The 18,414-nt window shown below is 34.7% G+C and carries 18 protein-coding genes; 13 read left to right on the forward strand and 5 right to left on the reverse strand.

The window, feature by feature from the left end:
• The first annotated feature begins 83 nt into the window (after positions 1-83).
• The 6 genes from OPU68_RS09520 (at position 84) to OPU68_RS09545 (ending at position 5,411) form a co-directional block, all read left to right on the forward strand.
• Positions 84-983, forward strand: a complete 900-nt coding sequence (locus tag OPU68_RS09520; protein ID WP_498473749.1) for an ABC transporter ATP-binding protein — start codon at positions 84-86, stop codon at positions 981-983.
• On the forward strand, positions 980-1,825 hold the full coding sequence (locus OPU68_RS09525; protein WP_498473750.1) for an ABC transporter permease: 846 nt from the start codon (positions 980-982) through the stop codon (positions 1,823-1,825). Before OPU68_RS09520 ends, OPU68_RS09525 begins: the two co-directional genes overlap by 4 nt.
• A 260-nt stretch (positions 1,826-2,085) precedes the next feature.
• Positions 2,086-2,814 (forward strand): tetratricopeptide repeat protein, encoded by a 729-nt coding sequence (locus OPU68_RS09530; RefSeq protein ID WP_498473751.1) that lies wholly within the window; start codon positions 2,086-2,088, stop codon positions 2,812-2,814.
• Positions 2,815-4,551, forward strand: a complete 1,737-nt coding sequence (locus tag OPU68_RS09535; protein ID WP_498473752.1) for a BatD family protein — start codon at positions 2,815-2,817, stop codon at positions 4,549-4,551.
• Between the two features lie 51 nt (positions 4,552-4,602).
• The gene (locus OPU68_RS09540) at positions 4,603-5,205 is read left to right on the forward strand and encodes a MarC family protein (protein WP_498473753.1); all 603 of its coding nucleotides are present in this window, start codon (positions 4,603-4,605) and stop codon (positions 5,203-5,205) included.
• 11 nt (positions 5,206-5,216) lie between these two features.
• Complete coding sequence (locus OPU68_RS09545) at positions 5,217-5,411, forward strand: hypothetical protein (RefSeq protein ID WP_498473754.1); 195 nt, start codon at positions 5,217-5,219, stop codon at positions 5,409-5,411.
• A gap of 38 nt (positions 5,412-5,449) precedes the next feature.
• Here the strand turns inward: OPU68_RS09545 and OPU68_RS09550 are convergent, their stop codons facing one another.
• The 4 genes from OPU68_RS09550 to OPU68_RS09565 all read right to left on the reverse strand — a co-directional run bounded on the left by OPU68_RS09550 (position 5,450) and on the right by OPU68_RS09565 (position 10,393).
• The gene (locus OPU68_RS09550) at positions 5,450-5,689 is read right to left on the reverse strand and encodes a hypothetical protein (RefSeq protein WP_498473755.1); all 240 of its coding nucleotides are present in this window, start codon (positions 5,687-5,689) and stop codon (positions 5,450-5,452) included.
• A gap of 43 nt (positions 5,690-5,732) precedes the next feature.
• Positions 5,733-6,797, reverse strand: a complete 1,065-nt coding sequence (locus tag OPU68_RS09555) for a transglutaminase domain-containing protein (protein WP_498473756.1) — start codon at positions 6,795-6,797, stop codon at positions 5,733-5,735.
• Positions 6,766-8,523 (reverse strand): AMP-dependent synthetase/ligase, encoded by a 1,758-nt coding sequence (locus tag OPU68_RS09560; RefSeq protein ID WP_498473757.1) that lies wholly within the window; start codon positions 8,521-8,523, stop codon positions 6,766-6,768. Before OPU68_RS09560 ends, OPU68_RS09555 begins: the two co-directional genes overlap by 32 nt.
• A gap of 103 nt (positions 8,524-8,626) precedes the next feature.
• Positions 8,627-10,393: an AMP-dependent synthetase/ligase gene (locus OPU68_RS09565; RefSeq protein ID WP_498473758.1), complete on the reverse strand. Its 1,767-nt coding sequence runs from the start codon at positions 10,391-10,393 to the stop codon at positions 8,627-8,629.
• A gap of 148 nt (positions 10,394-10,541) precedes the next feature.
• Here OPU68_RS09565 and OPU68_RS09570 point away from each other — a divergent pair, with 148 nt between their 5' ends.
• From OPU68_RS09570 to OPU68_RS09600, 7 genes are all read left to right on the forward strand, one after another.
• Entirely contained in the window at positions 10,542-11,684 is a 1,143-nt protein-coding gene (locus OPU68_RS09570; RefSeq protein WP_498473759.1) for an acyl-CoA dehydrogenase family protein, read from the forward strand.
• Between the two features lie 28 nt (positions 11,685-11,712).
• On the forward strand, positions 11,713-12,078 hold the full coding sequence (locus OPU68_RS09575; protein ID WP_498473760.1) for a hypothetical protein: 366 nt from the start codon (positions 11,713-11,715) through the stop codon (positions 12,076-12,078).
• Positions 12,079-12,160: 82 nt separating this feature from the next.
• Positions 12,161-12,733 carry a helix-turn-helix domain-containing protein gene (locus OPU68_RS09580; protein WP_498473761.1) on the forward strand — a complete coding sequence of 191 codons (573 nt, stop codon included), beginning with the start codon at positions 12,161-12,163 and terminating at the stop codon, positions 12,731-12,733.
• Between the two features lie 85 nt (positions 12,734-12,818).
• On the forward strand, positions 12,819-14,285 hold the full coding sequence (locus OPU68_RS09585; protein ID WP_498473762.1) for a serine hydrolase domain-containing protein: 1,467 nt from the start codon (positions 12,819-12,821) through the stop codon (positions 14,283-14,285).
• 30 nt (positions 14,286-14,315) lie between these two features.
• Positions 14,316-15,347 carry a serine hydrolase domain-containing protein gene (locus tag OPU68_RS09590; protein ID WP_498473763.1) on the forward strand — a complete coding sequence of 344 codons (1,032 nt, stop codon included), beginning with the start codon at positions 14,316-14,318 and terminating at the stop codon, positions 15,345-15,347.
• 113 nt (positions 15,348-15,460) lie between these two features.
• Entirely contained in the window at positions 15,461-15,871 is a 411-nt protein-coding gene (locus tag OPU68_RS09595; RefSeq protein ID WP_498473764.1) for an Rrf2 family transcriptional regulator, read from the forward strand.
• 52 nt (positions 15,872-15,923) lie between these two features.
• The gene (locus tag OPU68_RS09600) at positions 15,924-16,577 is read left to right on the forward strand and encodes an NAD(P)-dependent oxidoreductase (protein ID WP_498473765.1); all 654 of its coding nucleotides are present in this window, start codon (positions 15,924-15,926) and stop codon (positions 16,575-16,577) included.
• Between the two features lie 83 nt (positions 16,578-16,660).
• Here OPU68_RS09600 and OPU68_RS09605 read toward each other — a convergent pair whose 3' ends face one another.
• Complete coding sequence (locus tag OPU68_RS09605; RefSeq protein ID WP_498473766.1) at positions 16,661-18,334, reverse strand: glutamine--tRNA ligase/YqeY domain fusion protein; 1,674 nt, start codon at positions 18,332-18,334, stop codon at positions 16,661-16,663.
• Positions 18,335-18,414: the final 80 nt, after the last annotated feature.

Genomic DNA, 18,414 nt, shown 5'->3' on the forward strand with positions numbered 1-18,414 from the left:
TTAAATCTTTTCAGGAAATTAACAAAAACTATACAAACGGTGTAACGTTTCTATCAAAAATAAGACTTTTAAATAAATATTTTATGGAGAAAATTCTGGAAGTCAAAAACCTGACCAAGAAATTTAAACAAATCGCCGTCAATAACATTTCCTTCGATGTAGAAAAAGGGAATGTTTATGGCCTTTTGGGACCAAACGGAAGCGGAAAATCCACGACATTCGGAATGTTGCTTTCTACAATCAATCCAACTTCCGGAAACTGGAAATGGTTTGGAAAAGAAGGAACAGATACAGATACGCTCAAAAAGATTGGTGCAATCATCGAACAACCGAATTTTTATCCTTATTTAAGTGCCGAAAAAAATCTGGAGATTGTCGCAACAATCAAAGGTGTTCCGTATCAAAGAATCGATCAGGTCTTGGAAACGGTCAATCTTTTGGCAAGGAAAAAAGATGCTTTCTCCACTTATTCTTTAGGGATGAAACAACGTCTGGCAATTGCTTCAGCATTGTTAGCCAATCCGGAAGTTTTGATCCTGGATGAGCCTACAAACGGTCTGGATCCTGAAGGAATTATTCAGATCAGAGATATTATCAATGCAATTGCGAAGTCCGGAACTACTATTATAGTTGCAAGTCACCTTTTGGACGAGATCGAGAAAATCTGTAGTCACGTAATCGTTTTGAAACACGGGACAGCGATCTATTCCGGTTCTGTAGATGCAATGAGCAATACAAAAGGCTTTTTCGAATTGAAATCTGATGATGCAAATGCGTTGGTTTCTGCATTAAACAGTTTGAATATTTTCTCAAGTGTAAAAGAAAAAGAGAACCTGATAATTGCTCAGATTTCAGAAGATATTTCGGCATCAGAACTTAATAAAAAACTGTTTGAAAAAGGAATTTTCCTATCTCATTTAATGAAGAAAAAAGAAAGTCTCGAAACTCAATTCCTAGAACTTGTAAAACAATCCAACTCATGATAAGATTATTAAAATTAGAATATCTCAAAAATCTGAATTACAAACCTTTCAAGATTTTTGCAGGATTGTACTTCATCGTTTTGGTGGCATTGTTATTTATTGGATTGGTTGATTTCGATCTCTTTGGAAATAAAATAAACCTGAAAGAGCAGGGAATGTATAATTTCCCGGGCGTTTGGAACTTTACAACTTACATTGTCGGGTTACTGAAAATTTTTCTTGGTTGCATCATTGTTTTTTCGATTTGTCAGGAGTTTAGCAACAGGATGTTCAAGCAAAATTTAATTGACGGATTGAGCAGGGAAGAGTTTATATTTTCAAAACTTTTGACGATTTTGCTTTTGACAGGATTTTCAACTTTATTTGTTTTTATTGTGGCATTTATCTTAGGTAAAAGTTATTCTACGACACAAGACAGTGATTTGATTTTTAAGGAGATCTATTTCATTTTCAATTATTTCCTGAAGCTGTTTACATTCTTTTCATTTTTGATGTTTTTATCAATTCTTTTCAGAAAATCGATTTTTGTATTTCTTGGGTTTTTTATGTTTTGGTTTGTTGAGAAAATCCTGATTGGCGTAGAATCATTTGGTGTTATGCGAAATATCAACGAGTTACAACGAGCTAAAATTTTGAATACAAAGGTTTTCTACACAGATTATTTGCCTTTGGAAAGTATGTCCAACCTGATTCCCAATCCATTGGTAAGAACCAATATGGCACAACTTTTAGGAATGCAGTTCAAGTTTGAATATCCAGTAGGAAGTGTCATAGCCTGTTTGATTTGGGCAACTGTTTTTATAACTGGAAGTTATTACATTCTTAAGAGAAAAGATTGGTAAATAACCTAATATAAGCATGTTTATTTACTTAATTAGAATGTTTAGTATTTTATTACTTAAAGTTAAACTGATATAAAATCAACAGCGTAAATTTTAAATTTAAACCATTGAAATTATTTTCAATGGTTTTTATTATGTTAAATAGGTTTCGAAACTGTTAAAAAATGCTTTATTTAAAGGGTTTTTCTGACCTGCTTTTTTAACCCAACTTTAACTTTTAAACTGTTGATTTTAACATTAAAACAGATAATTTTGTATCAATGAATTTTAAGTTTACTTTAGTCCTGATTTGTATGATAATTTCCTCGCAATTCCTTATTGCGCAGAAGAGTTATAATGCATTGGTTTACGAAGGTAATAAGAAATTTGATGCCAAGGAATACGATGCTTCATCCAGCAAATATCTCGAAGCTATTGCCGAAAAGAACAGCAATTATACAGCCCATTACAATCTTGGGAATGCGCTTTATAAAAGCAAAAAATATGAAGAGGCAACCGATGAATACGAGAAAGCTTCAAAATATACCAAAAGCAAGTACGAGAAAGCTGCTGCGCTTTACAATATTGGCAACGTCTCAATCCAATCCAATAATCCTGAAAAAGCTGCTGAATATTACAAACAGGCTTTGAAACAAGATCCTTACAATGAAGCTATCCGTAAAAATTATGAGATTGCAATGCTGAAAGACAAGGAGAAAAAAGAAAAGCAAAAGCAGAATAAAGGAAAAGGCGGCGATAAAGATCAGAAAGGAAAAGATGATTCTGATAAAGGCGATCAAAAAAAGAATCAGAAAGACGGCAAAGGTGACAATCAAAATGGGAATGACCAAGGAAAGCCAAACCAGCCTAAGAAAGAAGAAAATAAAATACCGGAAGAAGCAGAAAGACAAATCCTGAAGGATATAGAAAATCGGGAAAAAGAAACTGCAAGAAGAATTTTAAACAAAAAATCCAACTCCATGCCGCAAAGCAACGAGAAGGATTGGTAAATGATAAGAAAAAATTTATACATATTATTCCTTTTAGCATCGGGTTTTTCCCTTGCTCAGGTTAATCTTTATTCAGAGGTTAACACGCAGGATTCCCGTGTCAATACGCCTATTACATTCACAGTTGTACTGGAGATTTTTGGTGAGGATCTTGTGCAGGAAACACCTGTGAAACTACCGGATCTTACAAAGTTTGATTATGCTATTTCTTCGGAACAGAATACGGTAATTGATCCTGTCAAAAAGATTAGAATCAACCAGATGGTTTATCAGTTTTTGCTCAACCCGAAACAGACCGGAAATATCAAAATAGGATCTGCTCTTGTGAAGATCAATGGGAAAATGTACAAGACAGAGCCTATTGACATTTTCGTAAAAGAGGCGGAGAAAAAACCTTTGGCAACTACCAATCCTGCAAAAAATATGTATCTCAATATGCAGCTGGAGGAGAGAGAAGTCTATAAGGATGAGCCTGCAGTGGTAGTTTTGAAAGCGTTTTCCCGGAACATTTCCAATTTCCGACATCTGGAGCCGGCTAAGTTTGAATCTGCCAGAAACCTCTCCATACGTTCTATTGCAAACTTTGATGAGTCAATAGAAGATTCGGAAAATAATTATTCTGCACAGATTATCGGAATGTTTGTGATTGTGCCAAAAGTAGCTGGTGTAATGGATGTTCCGGCGATGGAAGTCCCGTTTACAAATCACAAAAATGTTTTGGTTTCTAATAAAGCAAGGCTTAATGTAAAGAGATTACCTGAAGGCGCGCCAGAAAATTTCAAGAATGCAGTCGGAAAATATGATGTAAAAATCGAAATGATCGATAAAGGCAAAGAAAATTTTGAGATCAACAAGGCTTTTAATATTTCTGTAAAAGTTACCGGAAACGGAAATCTTTCGCCATCAATCGTTCCAAAAATATTGCCTTCTCCAGATTATGAGGTTTTTGAACCAAAGATCATCAATAATTCCATAGCGACGTTCAAAGGCATAGAAGGTGAAGTGGAAGCGCAATATGTCATTATTCCTAAGAAAAGGGGCGATCTGAAAATCACGACAGAAGATTTTTCTTACTTTGATCCTAAAGAAGAGAAATATGTGGAAGTCGGATCTAAATTTCTGGCTCTAAATGCGGTAAACGCGCAAGATATTGCCAACGCCAAAACGACTTTGCAAAAAGTAAATGAGTACACCAACAATGTTCTGGAAAAGGTAGATTCGCCTGTAATGAGTACCCAGAAGCTGAAAGTAAAAGAACATAAAACTATAAATTGGTTTGTAATCTTCGGAAATCTTTTCATTGTGGGAATTGGTGCTTTAATTTTTCTTTATTTTAATAAAAAATTCAAAGACAGAAAAAAAGAAAATCTCGAAAAGAAAAAGATTGAATCACAACCAATTATTACGATTGCTGATACAGAAGCAATGTTGAAAAATAATGTTTCATTTGATGCAGATTCTCATTTCAATTATCTTAGAAAAAGGATTGATCAAGGAGAAACTGCACAGTTTTTTAAAGGTTTTGAAGATCTGAAATCAGATGCTGATCAATATTGCAGAACGAAATATTCATCAGATTTTAAAGATTATTTGAAGCATAATTTTGGGCAACTTGAATCTGAAAATTACAATCAGTTGATTACCAAAATCAATATCGAAAAATATTCTCCATACTCAACCAAAGAGAATCAAACTGAAATTTTAAAAGAAATAGAAGAAGTCTATAATAAGCTTTAAGAAATTGTCAAAAATAATTCATATTTTTGCGAAATCTTTAAAATCAAAGTTATGGAGTTTTTAGGAGAATTTTCTATTAAAGAAACAATGACCACTTTTATGGTTTTGTTTGCAGTAATCGATATTTTGGGTTCTGTACCCATCATCGTTTCATTACGCCAAAAATTCGGAAAAATCGAGTCTGAGAAGGCGGCGATTGTTGCAGGATTACTGATGATTTCATTTCTGTTTATCGGGAATAACATTCTGAAATTCATTGGAGTAGATGTCAATTCTTTTGCGATTGCCGGAGCTTTTGTCATCTTCATTATTGCTATAGAAATGATCTTAGGAATTGAAATTCATAAAACCAATCAACCGCAAGCTGCATCCATTGTTCCGATTGCATTTCCATTGATTGCCGGAGCCGGAACTTTGACTACAACACTTTCATTACGAGCGGAATACCACGATATTAATATCATTTGTGGAATTGTATTAAATACGATTTTGGTCTATGTTGTTTTGAGATTGGCGCCTTGGATTGAGAAAAAATTAGGTGAAGGATCTTTGCAGGTTCTGCAAAAAGTTTTCGGAATTATACTTTTAGCCATCTCTATTAAATTATTTACTGCTAACTTTGCACAGTTATTTCAGAACTATATTCATTTTTAAATTTCATCAGAATGAAAACATTTTATAAAATATTCCTGGGCGTTTTTATCTTCTCAATTGCAGTTAGTTTTTACGCGCTGGATTGGCAAGCAGGATTTATGGACGATGAGAATACGAAATTCATATTTTCTATTGCATCCGGGATCTTAGGCATCATTGTCGTTTACATTCTCCATTTGTGGAGTAAACTGGCAGAGAAAAAATAAATCAAAAACGTCCCAAGTATTATTTGGGACGTTTTTTATCAATCAATTTTCAAAAGGTTGTCTCTCAAAAATTCAATACTCCTTTTATTTATTTTATGTTGCGTATGCACATTGTCCCATTGAGAAAGGATTTCTTCCACAATTTCGTTCTCACATTCATATTTATCCTCATCATCAAACATTACTGAAGTTGCAAAATGGATCATTTCCTCTTTGCTGATTTTATCTTCAAGAAATCTGTCGCAGATTTTTATTAATTCTTGTCGGGTTATATTCATATTTTAGATTCAAAAACGGATTCAAAGGTAAAGGTTTTAAATTTTAATCAAACTTCAACAAATATTTCAGCTTCAAATCATAATCAAATAAAATTTCGATATACTTAACGTTTTCATTTTCAATCTTATAAAAGAATATGTAATCAATGCCTTTCATTTCAAACGGAATATATTCCTGCTTATCAAATGCTTTTTGATTGAAGATTCTTTCTCCCTTTTTATTAGTAAAATAGAATTTAGGATTACGCTTCAAATTGGTATTGATTTGAAGCTTTTTAATTCCCTTCGAATATGTGAACTTGAAAACAATAGAATCATTTAACTTTGCTTTAATGATACCTTCTTTTGGACTTTCTAACTCTATATAAGGTATAATGATGTTTTCTATGTAAGGTTGGTTTTTATAATCGTCTTTGCGAATATCAAAATTTAAAACTTTCTCAGGATTTTTCGGGAAATGGTCGATTGTAAATTTTTCAGTTGGCGTAATCCAGTAGAAATCATTTTTCTTCTTAATAAAATTTATGAGCTTTTTATTCTTATCACTTTCACAATATCCTGATGCCCAGGTAGGATCAATAAAATAAGTTTGACCACCAATGATAACTGCATTCCAAGCGTGATCCAGAATTCCCGTATTTCCTACGTGACTGGATTTGGTCTTTACGTAACCATCGATATTTAAACAAGTTATTTTTGCAATGTCGCACATTCTTTTGAAAAGCGTAGAGTAGCCAGAACAAACGCCTTTTTTCTTTCGTAAAACTTTTTCAACAAGTTTAGTTTCGAATTCTTTCCGTTTTATGGCGCAATCATCTTTGCTTTTACATTTGAAATTAACTTTCTTTTTTCCCTTATTGAATAATTTGTAATCGTAACTAATATTTTCTGTAATCCAGGAATAAATGGCTCTCGTTTTATCAAGATCATTTTTCTGATTATTTGTTAAATCAAAAACTAAGTGATTTAAATCGCCCTTGTATTTTGTTTTAATTGCAATGCTATCAATTATTTGAAAACTGTTCTGTCCAAATGAGATTGCGAAAAAGAATAATAATATTAATTGGAAGATTTTCTTACCTGTCATAAAGCTTCTCATACAACTCATTAAAACGCTCTTTCACAACTTTCCTTTTCAATTTCAAAGTTGGAGTCAGTAATCCGTTATTTTCCGTCCATATTTCCGGCGTCAGTTCAATTTTTTTGACTTGTTCCCATTTGCCAAGATGGGCATTTATTTTTTCAATTTCTTTTTGGATTTCATCTTTCAGTTCTTTGGAATTGGCAATTTCTTCAGGTGATGTTCCGATGTTGATTTTGTTTTTCGAAGCCCAGCTTTTTGCAAATTCAAAATCGGGCTGAACAAGAGCTGTAGGCATTTTTTCGCCGTCGCCAACCACCATTATTTGCTCAATGAATTGTGAAGCTTTCGCCAGATTTTCAATCACTTGAGGCGCAACATATTTTCCTCCCGAAGTTTTGAAAATTTCCTTCTTTCTGTCTGTAATGAAAAGGAAATTATCTTTATCCAACATCCCAATATCACCCGTTTTGAAATAACCATCGTCGGTAAAAGCTTCTTTGGTTTTTTCTTCGTCTTTATAATAACCTTGCGTCACAGTCGGACCTTTAACGGTAATTTCTCCATCTTCCTGGATCTTAACATCAATGTTTTCAATTGGTCTTCCAACCGAACCAATTTTTGTATGTCCAAAGCTGTTAACTGCAATCACTGGTGAAGTTTCCGTCAAACCATAACCTTCCAGAATCGGAATTCCTGCAGCGTGAAACATCGTGTTCAATCGTTTGGACAAAGCAGCAGAACCTGAAACCAAAGTAATCAGATTACCGCCCAGACCTTCTCTCCATTTGCTAAAAACCAATTTGTCCGCAATGATATGTGAAAGCGATTTTGAAGTTCCTAATTTATATTTTTCAGCTACTTTAAGTGACCAAAGAAATATTTTAGATTTGATTCCGCCGGATTCTGTTCCTTTTTTATTGATCGCATCAAAAACTTTTTCAACCATTCTCGGAACAACGGTCATATATTGAGGTTGCACTTCCTTCAGATTTTCGCTTAGCTTATCATTGCTTTCCGCAAAATAGATGGAAATTCCGTTGGTTGTAAAAAGATAAAGAATCATTCTTTCGTAAACGTGACAAAGCGGAAGGAAACTCAAAGCCCGGTTTTTGGAGTCTTTGTGTGGAACTCTGTCTTCACAACCAAGAACGTCAGAAACGATATTTTTGTGCGTCAACATCACGCCTTTTGGTCTGCCAGTCGTTCCGGAAGTATAAATGATGGAAGCTAATTCATCATCAGAAATCGAGTTTTTAATGTCATCAACTTCATTTTGATTGTCATTTTCTTTCCCAAGATCAAAGAGTTCTTTCCAGTTTTTGGCATTTGAAACTTTATCAAACGTAAATATTTCCTTTAGATCCGGAAGCTGATCTTTAATAGAATTGATTTTTTCAAACAATTTTTCATCAGAAACAATACAAATTTTAGAATCAGAATTTTCAAGATTATAAACACAATCTTCACTTGAAATGGATGGATAAATCGGCACTGTAACCAGTCCAATTTGCAAAGCAGCCTGGTCAAAAAAGCACCATTCTACTCGGTTGGTAGAAGTAATGAGCGCAATTTTGTCACCTTTTTTAAGTCCGTATTTCAGAAGCGCTCGGGAAAGCTGATTTGTGATGTCGATATATTGATCTGTTGAGACTTTTTCCCATTTCCCATTTCTCTTGTCACATAGATAGTCATCCTTCGTGTATTTTGCTTTCGAATAATAAATAATGTCGAAAATTCTTTTTACTTCCATTAATAATTGTTTTAAACTATCGTCTAAAGCAAATATAAATAAATAAGAATCTATCGACTGTTAATAATTGTATAAAAAAAGCTATCCGTTGGATAGCTTTCAATTATTGGTACATTCTGTCGTAAAGATCCTGGAATTCTGCCTTGATTGCTTTTCTTTTCAGTTTAAGCGTTGGTGTCAGAAGTCCGTCGTCTATTGTCCAGACTTTCGGCGTCAGTTCAATTTTTTTGATTTGTTCCCATTTACCCAGATGTTGGTTCATTTTTTCAATTTCCTGTTCTATTCTGGATTTTATGGCAGGATCTGCAGCAATCGCTTTATGAGATTCAGCCACTTTTACATTGTGAAGTTCTGCCCAGTTTTTGGCAAAAACAAAATCAGGCTGTACCAATGCGCAGGCCATTTTTTCCCCATCACCAACTACCATAATCTGTTCAATAAATTTGGAAGCTTTGGCCAGATTTTCAATCACCTGAGGTGCAATGAATTTTCCACCGGAAGTTTTGAACATTTCTTTTTTTCTGTCAGTAATGAACAGGAAATTATCCTCATCCAAAATACCAATGTCACCGGTTTTGAAGTAACCATCATCTGTAAAAGCTTCTTTGGTTTTTTCTTCGTCTTTGTAATAACCTTCGAAGACAGATGGTCCTTTTACCACGATTTCGCCGTCAGATTCTATTCTCACTTTTACATTTTCTAGTGGAATCCCAACAGATCCTGCTTTCACTTTCCCGAAGCTGTTTACTGAAATCACGGGAGAAGTTTCCGTTAATCCATAACCTTCCAAAATCGGAATTCCGGCGGCGTGGAACATCACGTTCAATCGTTTTGACAAAGCCGCAGATCCTGAAACTAAAGTTATTAAATTTCCGCCCAAACCTTCTCTCCACTTTTTGAAGACCAATTTGTCGGCGATGGTGTGCATAAAAGTTTTTGGTTTTTCAATCTCATATTTTTCAGCAATACCTAATGACCAAAGGAAAATTTTAGACTTCAGTCCACCGGCAGCTGTTCCTTTATTATAAATAGAATCGTAAACTTTTTCTACTAATCTTGGAACAACAGTCATATAATGCGGTTTCACTTCTTTTACATTTTCCCCGATCTTTTCGATGCTTTCTGCAAAATACAATGATATTCCATTACTCATATAAATATAAAAAATCATCCTTTCGAAAACGTGACAGATTGGAAGAAAACTTAATGCTCTTAATTCTTTATAATCAAGGCTTTTATCTTTCGGAACTCTGGGATTGCTTGCTATAACATTTGAAACCAAATTATTGTGTGTCAAAGGAACGCCTTTCGGTTTTCCTGTAGTTCCGGATGTGTAGATGATAGTTGCAATATCTTCAGGATTAATAGCTTTTGCAAGATCATCCACTTCGTCCTGTGTCAAATCGTTTTCGCCAAGATCCAGGATCTCTTTCCAATTCGGAGCGCCATCAATATCATCAAATGTAAAAACGCCTACTAATGATGGAATCTGAGGTTTTGCATTCGTGAGTTTTTTATAGAGGTCTTTATCAGAAACAAAACAATATTTGATCTCAGAATTATTAAAAATATAAATATAGTCTTCTTCAGAAATCGTCGGGTAAACCGGAACAGTCACAACACCAATCTGTGAAATTCCCAAATCCATAATCGCCCATTCTGTTCTGTTGTTAGAAGTTACAAGTCCGATTTTGTCGCCAGGTTTTATGCCCAATTTCAAAAGTCCGCGAGAGATTTTGTTCCCTTGATTGACAAATTCCAAAGTGGAAGTTTTCATCCAGTTTCCGTTCTTTTTCGTCACGAAACAATCATCTTTGTGGAATTTTTCTAACGCCAGCGCAGAAAAATCAAATATTCTTTTAACGTTCATAGGATATGTTTGTTAATATATTATTAAAATTGAGTTTACATTATCGTAAATATAATTTTTTTTTCTCAAACAACAAAATGCAGCATTTTCCTTTGATTTTTTGTCAAAAAGTTTATATTTACGAACGAAAAATATAATAAAAAGACTTATGGATTTCAATCTTACAGAAGAGCAACAAATGATTCAACAGGCCGCAAGAGATTTTGCTCACGCAGAACTTTTGCAAGGCGTTATCGAAAGAGATAATGAACAGAAGTTTCCTTACGATGCCGTGAAAAAGATGGGCGAAATGGGATTTTTGGGGATGATGGTGGATCCGAAATACGGTGGTGCCGGCCTGGATAGTATCTCTTACGTTCTGGCAATGGAAGAAATTGCAAAAATTGATGCGTCGGCAGCTGTTGTCATGTCAGTTAATAATTCTTTGGTTTGTGCAGGAATAGAAAAATTTGCCAGCGAGGAACAAAAAATGAAATACCTGAAACCGCTTGCAAGTGGAGAAGTAATTGGTGCCTTTGCATTGTCTGAACCGGAAGCTGGTTCTGATGCAACATCTCAATCTACAACAGCAGAAGACAAAGGTGATTATTATCTATTAAACGGCACCAAAAACTGGATCACAAACGGTGGAAATGCGACTTACTATGTTGTCATTGCACAAACGCATCCAGATAAAAAACATAAAGGAATCAACGCATTTATTGTAGAAAGAAGTTGGGAAGGTTTCCAGGTTGGTAAGAAAGAAGATAAATTAGGAATCCGAGGAAGTGATACACATTCATTGATGTTTACTGATGTGAAAGTTCCGAAAGAAAACAGAATTGGAGAAGACGGTTTCGGATTTGCATTTGCGATGGCTGTTCTGAATGGCGGTAGAATCGGGATTGCTTCTCAGGCACTGGGAATTGCTTCCGGAGCTTATGAACTGTCTTTGAAATATGCTAAAGAAAGAAAATCTTTCGGGACAGAAATCATTAATCATCAGGCAATTGCTTTCAAATTGGCGGATATGCACGTCAATATTATGGCTGCCAGAATGCTAATTTACAAAGCAGCTGCTGAAAAAGACGAAGGAAAAGACATCTCAGAAAGTGGTGCAATGGCGAAATTGTATGCATCTCAAGTGGCAATGGACACGACGATAGAAGCTGTTCAGATCCATGGTGGTTATGGTTATGTGAAAGAATATCACGTGGAAAGGATGATGCGTGATGCCAAAATCACCCAGATTTACGAGGGAACTTCTGAGATTCAAAAGATTGTAATTTCGAGAGCTATCTCAAAAAAATAACTAACTTTGATCAACTAAAACGCAGTATATGAAATATCTTTGGATCACTTTAGGCGTAATTTTCTTATTTCTTGGCGTTTTCGTCTGGTGGAAATGTTACTTTGTATTTGGAGAAGGCGTGAAATCCGGATATCTCAATTATGCTGTAAACAAAGGAAATGTTTTCAAAACTTACGAAGGAAAATTGATTCAGGAAGGATTTGGAGCCGCGAAACCTGGCGCACCAATTGGCAGCAACCAGTTCGAATTTTCTATCGAAAATGAAGCAGTCTTCAAACAATTGGAAATGAACAGCGGAAAATATTTCGATTTGCATTACAAAGAATATTACGGCACTTTGCCTTGGCGCGGAAACACTGTTTATGTTGTTGATAAAGTTCTCAATATGAAATAAATAATTAAACCTTTCTTTTTAGAGAGGTTTTTTTATAATTAATAAAATGAAATATTAAATTTGCTTTTGTTTATTTTTATAGATGTCAGAATTAAAAAAAATCAGAGAAGAGCGGAATTTAACTCAGGAAGAATTGGCAGAAAAGTCAGGTCTTTCCGTACGAACCATCCAACGCATCGAAGCCGGAACAGAGCCGAAAGGGTACACACTGAAAACCTTAGCTTCAACACTTGAAATTCCTGAAAGAGAGATATTAATTCCTAAAATTGTAGCTGATAAAACCGAAATTGAAGAACCAATTTTGACAACGGAAAAAGAAGTAATTTTCAACTCAAGATTAATCAAAATCATTAATCTTTCTTCACTTCCTTTTGCGTGGTTTCCGATCGCTAATTTTTTACCGCCTTTGTTGATTATGCTTTTCACAAAAGAAAAATCAGCTGTTGTAAAACAGATTATTTCTCTTCAAGTATTTTTAGCGATTATCTTCCCCATTATTTTTCTGATTGTTGCTTTATTAAAACTTGGCTCCGCAGTAGTCATGATCACAATGGTTGGTTTGACACTCGCAAATATTTTCATTATTCTGAGAAACGCTTACGAAATAGACAAAAAACAAAAACTTCATTATAGGTTGAATTTCAATATTATATAAATCTGTCAGGGAATTGTCGGGTTTTTGTCAGGTGTTTTTTTTGAATCAAAATTGAGAAATCTGAATCTTTGTCAAAAATTAATCAATGACAAATAAACTCAGCTTAGGTATTTTTATTCTCTTCCTTTTCATCGGAAACTTACAAGCACAAATCGATAAAACTTCTCCGTTATTTTTAGAACTAAAGAAACAGGACAGTCTATTTTTTGACCGTGGTTTTAATAATTGCGACTTCGCTTATCTTGAAAAAACGATGGACGATAATCTGAAATTCTATCACGACAATGGCGGTTTTCAGGACAAAAAATTGTTCATGGAAAGAACGAAACAAAACATCTGCGGAAACCCAAACCAAAAACCAATTCGCAAAGTGATTGAAAACAGTCTGGAAGTTTTTCCTTTGTACAATAATGGCGAATTGTACGGAGCTATTCAAACCGGAGAACATCAGTTTTTTATTCGCGAAAAAAATAAAGAAGATGTTTTGGGCGGACAGGCAAAATTCACCTCAGTTTGGACAAAAAGAGACGGAAATTGGTTGATGAGCGATGTCCTTAGCTACGATCACGGCGACCCAGGCAAAACGAAAATAACAGATAATTTAGAAAAATTATTGAAAGACAACAATATTCCGACTTTAGGATTAGGTACTATCGAAGATGGGAAATTGACACAGATAAAGGTTTATGGAACACTTAATGGCAAAACAACCGCTCCGTATAACAGTCTTTTCAATGTGGCTTCTTTAACCAAACCAGTGACTGCAATGACAGTTTTACGTTTGGTAAGTCTTGGGAAATGGAATCTCGACGAGCCTCTTTACAAATACTTCACAGATCCTGATATTGCAAATGATCCCCGAAATAAAAAATTAACCACAAGATTGGTTTTGAGCCATCAAACTGGTTTACCAAATTGGCGTTGGATGAATAGGGACAACAAACTCAAGTTTGAATTTGATCCTGGAACCAAATATCAATATTCTGGTGAAGGCTTTGAATATTTAAGGAAAGCGATTGAGAAAAAATTTAATAAAAACTTAGAACAATTAGCCAAAGAATATGTATTTCAACCTTTGAATATGAACGATACGAGCTACATTTGGAATGAGAAGAAACAAGCTGACAGAATCGTGGTGGGTTATGATAAATACGGAAATCCGTACGATATTGTGAAAAATAAAACAGCCAGCTCAGCAGATGATTTGATGACGTCGGTAGAAGATTATAGTAAATTTTTGATTGGCTTGATGAACAAAGAATTGCTTTCACCCGAAGTTTTTGAGGCGATGAAAACCAAACAAGTTGAAACCAAAAAGAACAAATATTTCGGACTCGGTTTTGAGATCTATGACTTGGGAAATAACGAGATAGCCTTATCTCATGGCGGTTCGGATAAAGGTGTCAACACGATTGCTTTTATTTTACCCAAAACAAAACAAGGTCTTGTTATCTTTACCAATGTGGATGATGGTTATAAAATCTATGAACCGATCATCAATCTATACTTTGGTGAGATAGGGAAGAAGATTGTTGAAATTGAAACGAAATAGTTATAAATCTAAAATTAACAACGACGCATAATGTTAAGAAAAATTCTTTCTGCAACGATATATTTATTGGTCATTCAATTAGGATTTGTACAATCATTTGATAAAACTAAGCTTAACGATTATTTGAATGAATTAGCGGAAAACAATAAGTTTATGGGAAGTGTAGCAATTGTACATAATGATAAAATCACCTATGCTAATTCTACAGGATTTTCAAATGTGGAAAAACAGCAAAAACCTAACAAGAGAACAACCTATGGAATTGGTTCGATATCCAAAGTTTTTACAAGTGTTTTGATTTTAAAAGCTGTTGAGGAAAACAAATTGACCTTGTCAAAAAAGCTTAGTGAGTTTTTCCCTTCTGTCAAAAATTCGGATAAAATAACAATTGGTAATTTATTGAATCATAGAAGCGGTATCCATAATTTCACCACTGACAAAACTTTTCTTGAATGGAATACTCAAAAAAAATCTGAATCAGAGATGATTCAAATTATTACAAAAGGAGGTAGTGATTTTGAACCTGACAGTAAAGCCGAGTATAGTAATTCCAATTATATTTTACTGAGTTATATTTTGGAAAAAATTTATAAAGAATCTTATTCTGATATTTTGCAGGGAAAAATTGTAAAGAAACTCGGTTTAAGAAATACCTATTTCGGAAATAAAATGAATGAAGATAATGTGAGTTATTCTTACAAATTTAATGGAAATTGGGTAAAACAATCGCAAACAAATCCGTCTATACCCTTAGGAGCGGGAGCAATTTTTTCAACGCCAACAGATTTAACAAAATTTGTAAGCAGATTATTCAGCGGGAAAATCATTTCAAAAGAGAGCTTAAAATCGATGATTATAATGAATGATAATTTTGGATACGGAATCTTTGAAATACCTTATAAAGAAAAGATTGGCTATGGTCATAGAGGAGGAATAGATGGATTTAATTCAGTTGTTACTTATTTTACTAAGGACAAAGTTTCAATTGCCATATTATCTAATGGTAATAATTATGATATTGATAAAGTGTTATTTGCTGTTGAAAATTTTGTTTTCGAATAATCTCTTATTTCTAACTAAAAACAAAAATTTCATTATAAAATAATTACGGTTAAGAAAAATTTAACTGTAATTATTTTTGTTACATTTGAAATTATTTATAAATTTGCACCATTATGAGCAATACAAGATTTGCAACCGCGATTCATATCATGACACTTCTGGCGAAAGATCCGCAGGAATGGTTGACATCTGATTGGCTGGCAGGAAGCATTAATGTAAATCCGGTGATTGTTCGGAAAGAATTGGGGAATTTGAAAAAATCTGGTCTTGTAGAAAGCCGGCAGGGGAAAGATGGAGGCGTGAAAATTGGTAAAAATCCTGAGGAAATAAATGTTGCTGAGATTTACGAAGCGATAAAAAATTCAGAAGTTCTCGGAAAGAAAAATCAAAATCCGAATCCACTTTGCAGTATTGGAAGAGATATTAATAAAAATCTGAATCTGTTATTTACAGAGACTGACGATTTGGTTTTTCAATTTTTGAAGAACAAAAAGTTATCAGATTTTACCAATCAATTCGATTAAAAAATTTTAATACAAAATGTAACAAAAAATATTACAATTAACATAAAAAATTATGAGCAAAAAAGTAGCAGTAATCGGAGCAACTGGCTTCGTAGGAAAACAAGTCGTAAACGAATTGGCGAACAGAGGTTATGAAGTGAATGCCATTGCAAGAGACAGTTCGAAAGTAGAGGAGAAAGACAACGTAAATGCCATCAGCGCAGATGTGAACAATGTAGAAGAATTTGCAAAAGTTCTGAAAGGCAATGATGCGGTAATCAACACATTCAATCCGGGATGGACGAATCCCAATCTTTATGATGATTTTTTAAATGGTTCTAAAAATATAGAACAGGCAGTTGAAAAATCTGGCATTAAAAGATTTATTACCGTTGGAGGTGCAGGAAGTTTGTTCATCGATGGAAAACAATTGGTGGATGGACCGGATTTCCCTGCAGATATTAAACCTGGTGCGACTGCAGCAAGAGATTATCTGAATGAAATTAAGAAAAACGAGACATTGGATTGGACATTTTTTTCTCCTGCTATCGAGATGCATCCGGGAACCGCTGGCGTGAGAAAGGGAACTTACAGAACGGCTTTGGAGAATCCAGTTTTTGATGCTGACGGAAGAAGTATTCTTTCTGTGGAAGATGTTGCTGTAGCTTTGGTAGACGAGCTAGAGCAGAATAACTTTGTGAAACAGCGTTTTACAGCGGCATATTAAGTTTATTAAAAGAAAAAATCCGTTTTCACTTTAGAAAATAAAAGTAAAAACGGATTTTGTTATATAAGGACTTTTAGTTTTAGTTAAGGTTTATAACCATCCTTCAAAGTCACAGTTCTATTGAAAACCAGAGTATTATCGGAAGAATCTCTGTCTTTTTTATAATAACCGATTCTTTGGAACTGGAAATGATCGTCCAATGTTGCATCTTTCAGGCTTGGCTCAGCAAATCCGTGCGTTACATTTAAAGATTCCGGATTAATAAATTCGATGAAATCAACCTCTTTCTCTGCATCGGGTTGTTCTGTTGTGAAAAGTCTTTCATAAGTTCTGATCTCAATCGGCAATGCATGTTTTGCAGAAACCCAATGTAGCGTTCCTTTCACTTTTCTCAGGCTTGCCTCGGTTCCGCTTCCAGATTTAGAATCTTCATCGTAAGTTGCAAAAATAGTGGTGATTTCGCCATTAGCATCTTTCTCCACACGATTAGCTTTGATGATGTATCCGGCTTTCAGGCGCACTTCTCCATCCAGCTTCAAACGGAAAAATTTCTTGTCGGCTTCTTCCTTGAAATCCTCTCTTTCAATGTAGATTTCTCTGGAGAAAGGCACTTGTCTTGTTCCCGCATTTTCATCTTCAGGATTATTTTCCGTCTCCAGCCATTCTTCCTTATCCTCAGGATAGTTCTCGATGATCAGTTTTACTGGATTTACAACCGCCATTACACGAGTTGCCACTTTGTTAAGATCTTCTCTCACACAAAATTCAAGCAATTGAATATCAATTAGGTTTTCACGTTTTGCAACGCCTACTTTTTCAATGAAATTTTTGATGGCGGTTGGTGTGTAACCTTTTCTTCTCAATCCGGAAATAGTGGGCATTCTAGGATCGTCCCAACCTGTTGTGATGCCCTCTTCAACCAATCTTTGAAGTTTTCTTTTGGATGTTACCATATAAGAAACATTCATCCTGGCGAATTCTCTCTGTTTTGGAGCAACACTTTGGTTATCATAGACTTGGTCAAGATACCATTCGTAAAGTGGACGGTGATTTTCGAATTCTAATGAACATAAAGAGTGCGAAATCTGTTCTATATAGTCAGATTCTCCGTGCGCCCAATCGTACATCGGATAGATTTTCCATTTTTCACCTGTTCTGTGATGCGGTTTTTTCAGGATTCTGTACATCACAGGATCACGCATATTCATGTTCGGAGAAGTCATATCTATTTTGGCACGCAGACTCATTGCGCCTTCTTCGAATTCACCGTTCTTCATTTTCTCGAAAAGCTCAAGACTTTCCTCTGTTGGACGGTTTCTAAAAGGTGAATCTATGCCAGCTTCGAATGGTGTTTTTCTTTGAGCTGTGATATCTTCCGAAGATTGTTCATCTACATAAGCTTTGCCTTGTTTAATCAATTCTACAGCCCAATTATATAGCTGTTCAAAATAATCTGAAGTATATAATTCCTGATCATATTTGAAACCCAACCAATCGATGTCTGCTTTAATGGAATCTACAAATTCCTGCTCTTCTTTGGCAGGATTGGTATCATCAAAACGAAGGTTGACAGGCGCGCTATATTTCTGTCCCAAACCGAAGTTGATACAGATTGCTTTTGTATGACCAATGTGAAGATAACCGTTTGGTTCCGGCGGAAATCTAAAACGCAGCTTAGATGCATCCAGACCTGCTTCCAGATCATCTTCTATAATTTGTTCTATAAAATTGAGTGATTTTTTTTCTTCTTCTTCCATAATCTGAAACGTGAGGTGCAAATTTAACTTAATTTCCGCTAAAAATAAAATGAATAGAGTTTATAAATACCATCAATTTC

The sequence above is a fragment of the Chryseobacterium sp. TB1-D10 genome, assembly GCF_059803555.1.

Excerpts from the sequence above, each read along its gene's own strand:
- OPU68_RS09520 (WP_498473749.1), top strand. The coding sequence starts at position 84 with ATGGAGAAAATTCTGGAAGTCAAAAACCTGACCAAGAAATTTAAACAA.
- OPU68_RS09525 (WP_498473750.1), top strand. The coding sequence starts at position 980 with ATGATAAGATTATTAAAATTAGAATATCTCAAAAATCTGAATTACAAA.
- OPU68_RS09530 (WP_498473751.1), top strand. The coding sequence starts at position 2,086 with ATGAATTTTAAGTTTACTTTAGTCCTGATTTGTATGATAATTTCCTCG.
- OPU68_RS09535 (WP_498473752.1), top strand. The coding sequence starts at position 2,815 with ATGATAAGAAAAAATTTATACATATTATTCCTTTTAGCATCGGGTTTT.
- OPU68_RS09540 (WP_498473753.1), top strand. The coding sequence starts at position 4,603 with ATGGAGTTTTTAGGAGAATTTTCTATTAAAGAAACAATGACCACTTTT.
- OPU68_RS09545 (WP_498473754.1), top strand. The coding sequence starts at position 5,217 with ATGAAAACATTTTATAAAATATTCCTGGGCGTTTTTATCTTCTCAATT.
- OPU68_RS09550 (WP_498473755.1), bottom strand. The coding sequence starts at position 5,689 with ATGAATATAACCCGACAAGAATTAATAAAAATCTGCGACAGATTTCTT.
- OPU68_RS09555 (WP_498473756.1), bottom strand. The coding sequence starts at position 6,797 with ATGAGTTGTATGAGAAGCTTTATGACAGGTAAGAAAATCTTCCAATTA.
- OPU68_RS09560 (WP_498473757.1), bottom strand. The coding sequence starts at position 8,523 with ATGGAAGTAAAAAGAATTTTCGACATTATTTATTATTCGAAAGCAAAA.
- OPU68_RS09565 (WP_498473758.1), bottom strand. The coding sequence starts at position 10,393 with ATGAACGTTAAAAGAATATTTGATTTTTCTGCGCTGGCGTTAGAAAAA.
- OPU68_RS09570 (WP_498473759.1), top strand. The coding sequence starts at position 10,542 with ATGGATTTCAATCTTACAGAAGAGCAACAAATGATTCAACAGGCCGCA.
- OPU68_RS09575 (WP_498473760.1), top strand. The coding sequence starts at position 11,713 with ATGAAATATCTTTGGATCACTTTAGGCGTAATTTTCTTATTTCTTGGC.
- OPU68_RS09580 (WP_498473761.1), top strand. The coding sequence starts at position 12,161 with ATGTCAGAATTAAAAAAAATCAGAGAAGAGCGGAATTTAACTCAGGAA.
- OPU68_RS09585 (WP_498473762.1), top strand. The coding sequence starts at position 12,819 with ATGACAAATAAACTCAGCTTAGGTATTTTTATTCTCTTCCTTTTCATC.
- OPU68_RS09590 (WP_498473763.1), top strand. The coding sequence starts at position 14,316 with ATGTTAAGAAAAATTCTTTCTGCAACGATATATTTATTGGTCATTCAA.
- OPU68_RS09595 (WP_498473764.1), top strand. The coding sequence starts at position 15,461 with ATGAGCAATACAAGATTTGCAACCGCGATTCATATCATGACACTTCTG.
- OPU68_RS09600 (WP_498473765.1), top strand. The coding sequence starts at position 15,924 with ATGAGCAAAAAAGTAGCAGTAATCGGAGCAACTGGCTTCGTAGGAAAA.
- OPU68_RS09605 (WP_498473766.1), bottom strand. The coding sequence starts at position 18,334 with ATGGAAGAAGAAGAAAAAAAATCACTCAATTTTATAGAACAAATTATA.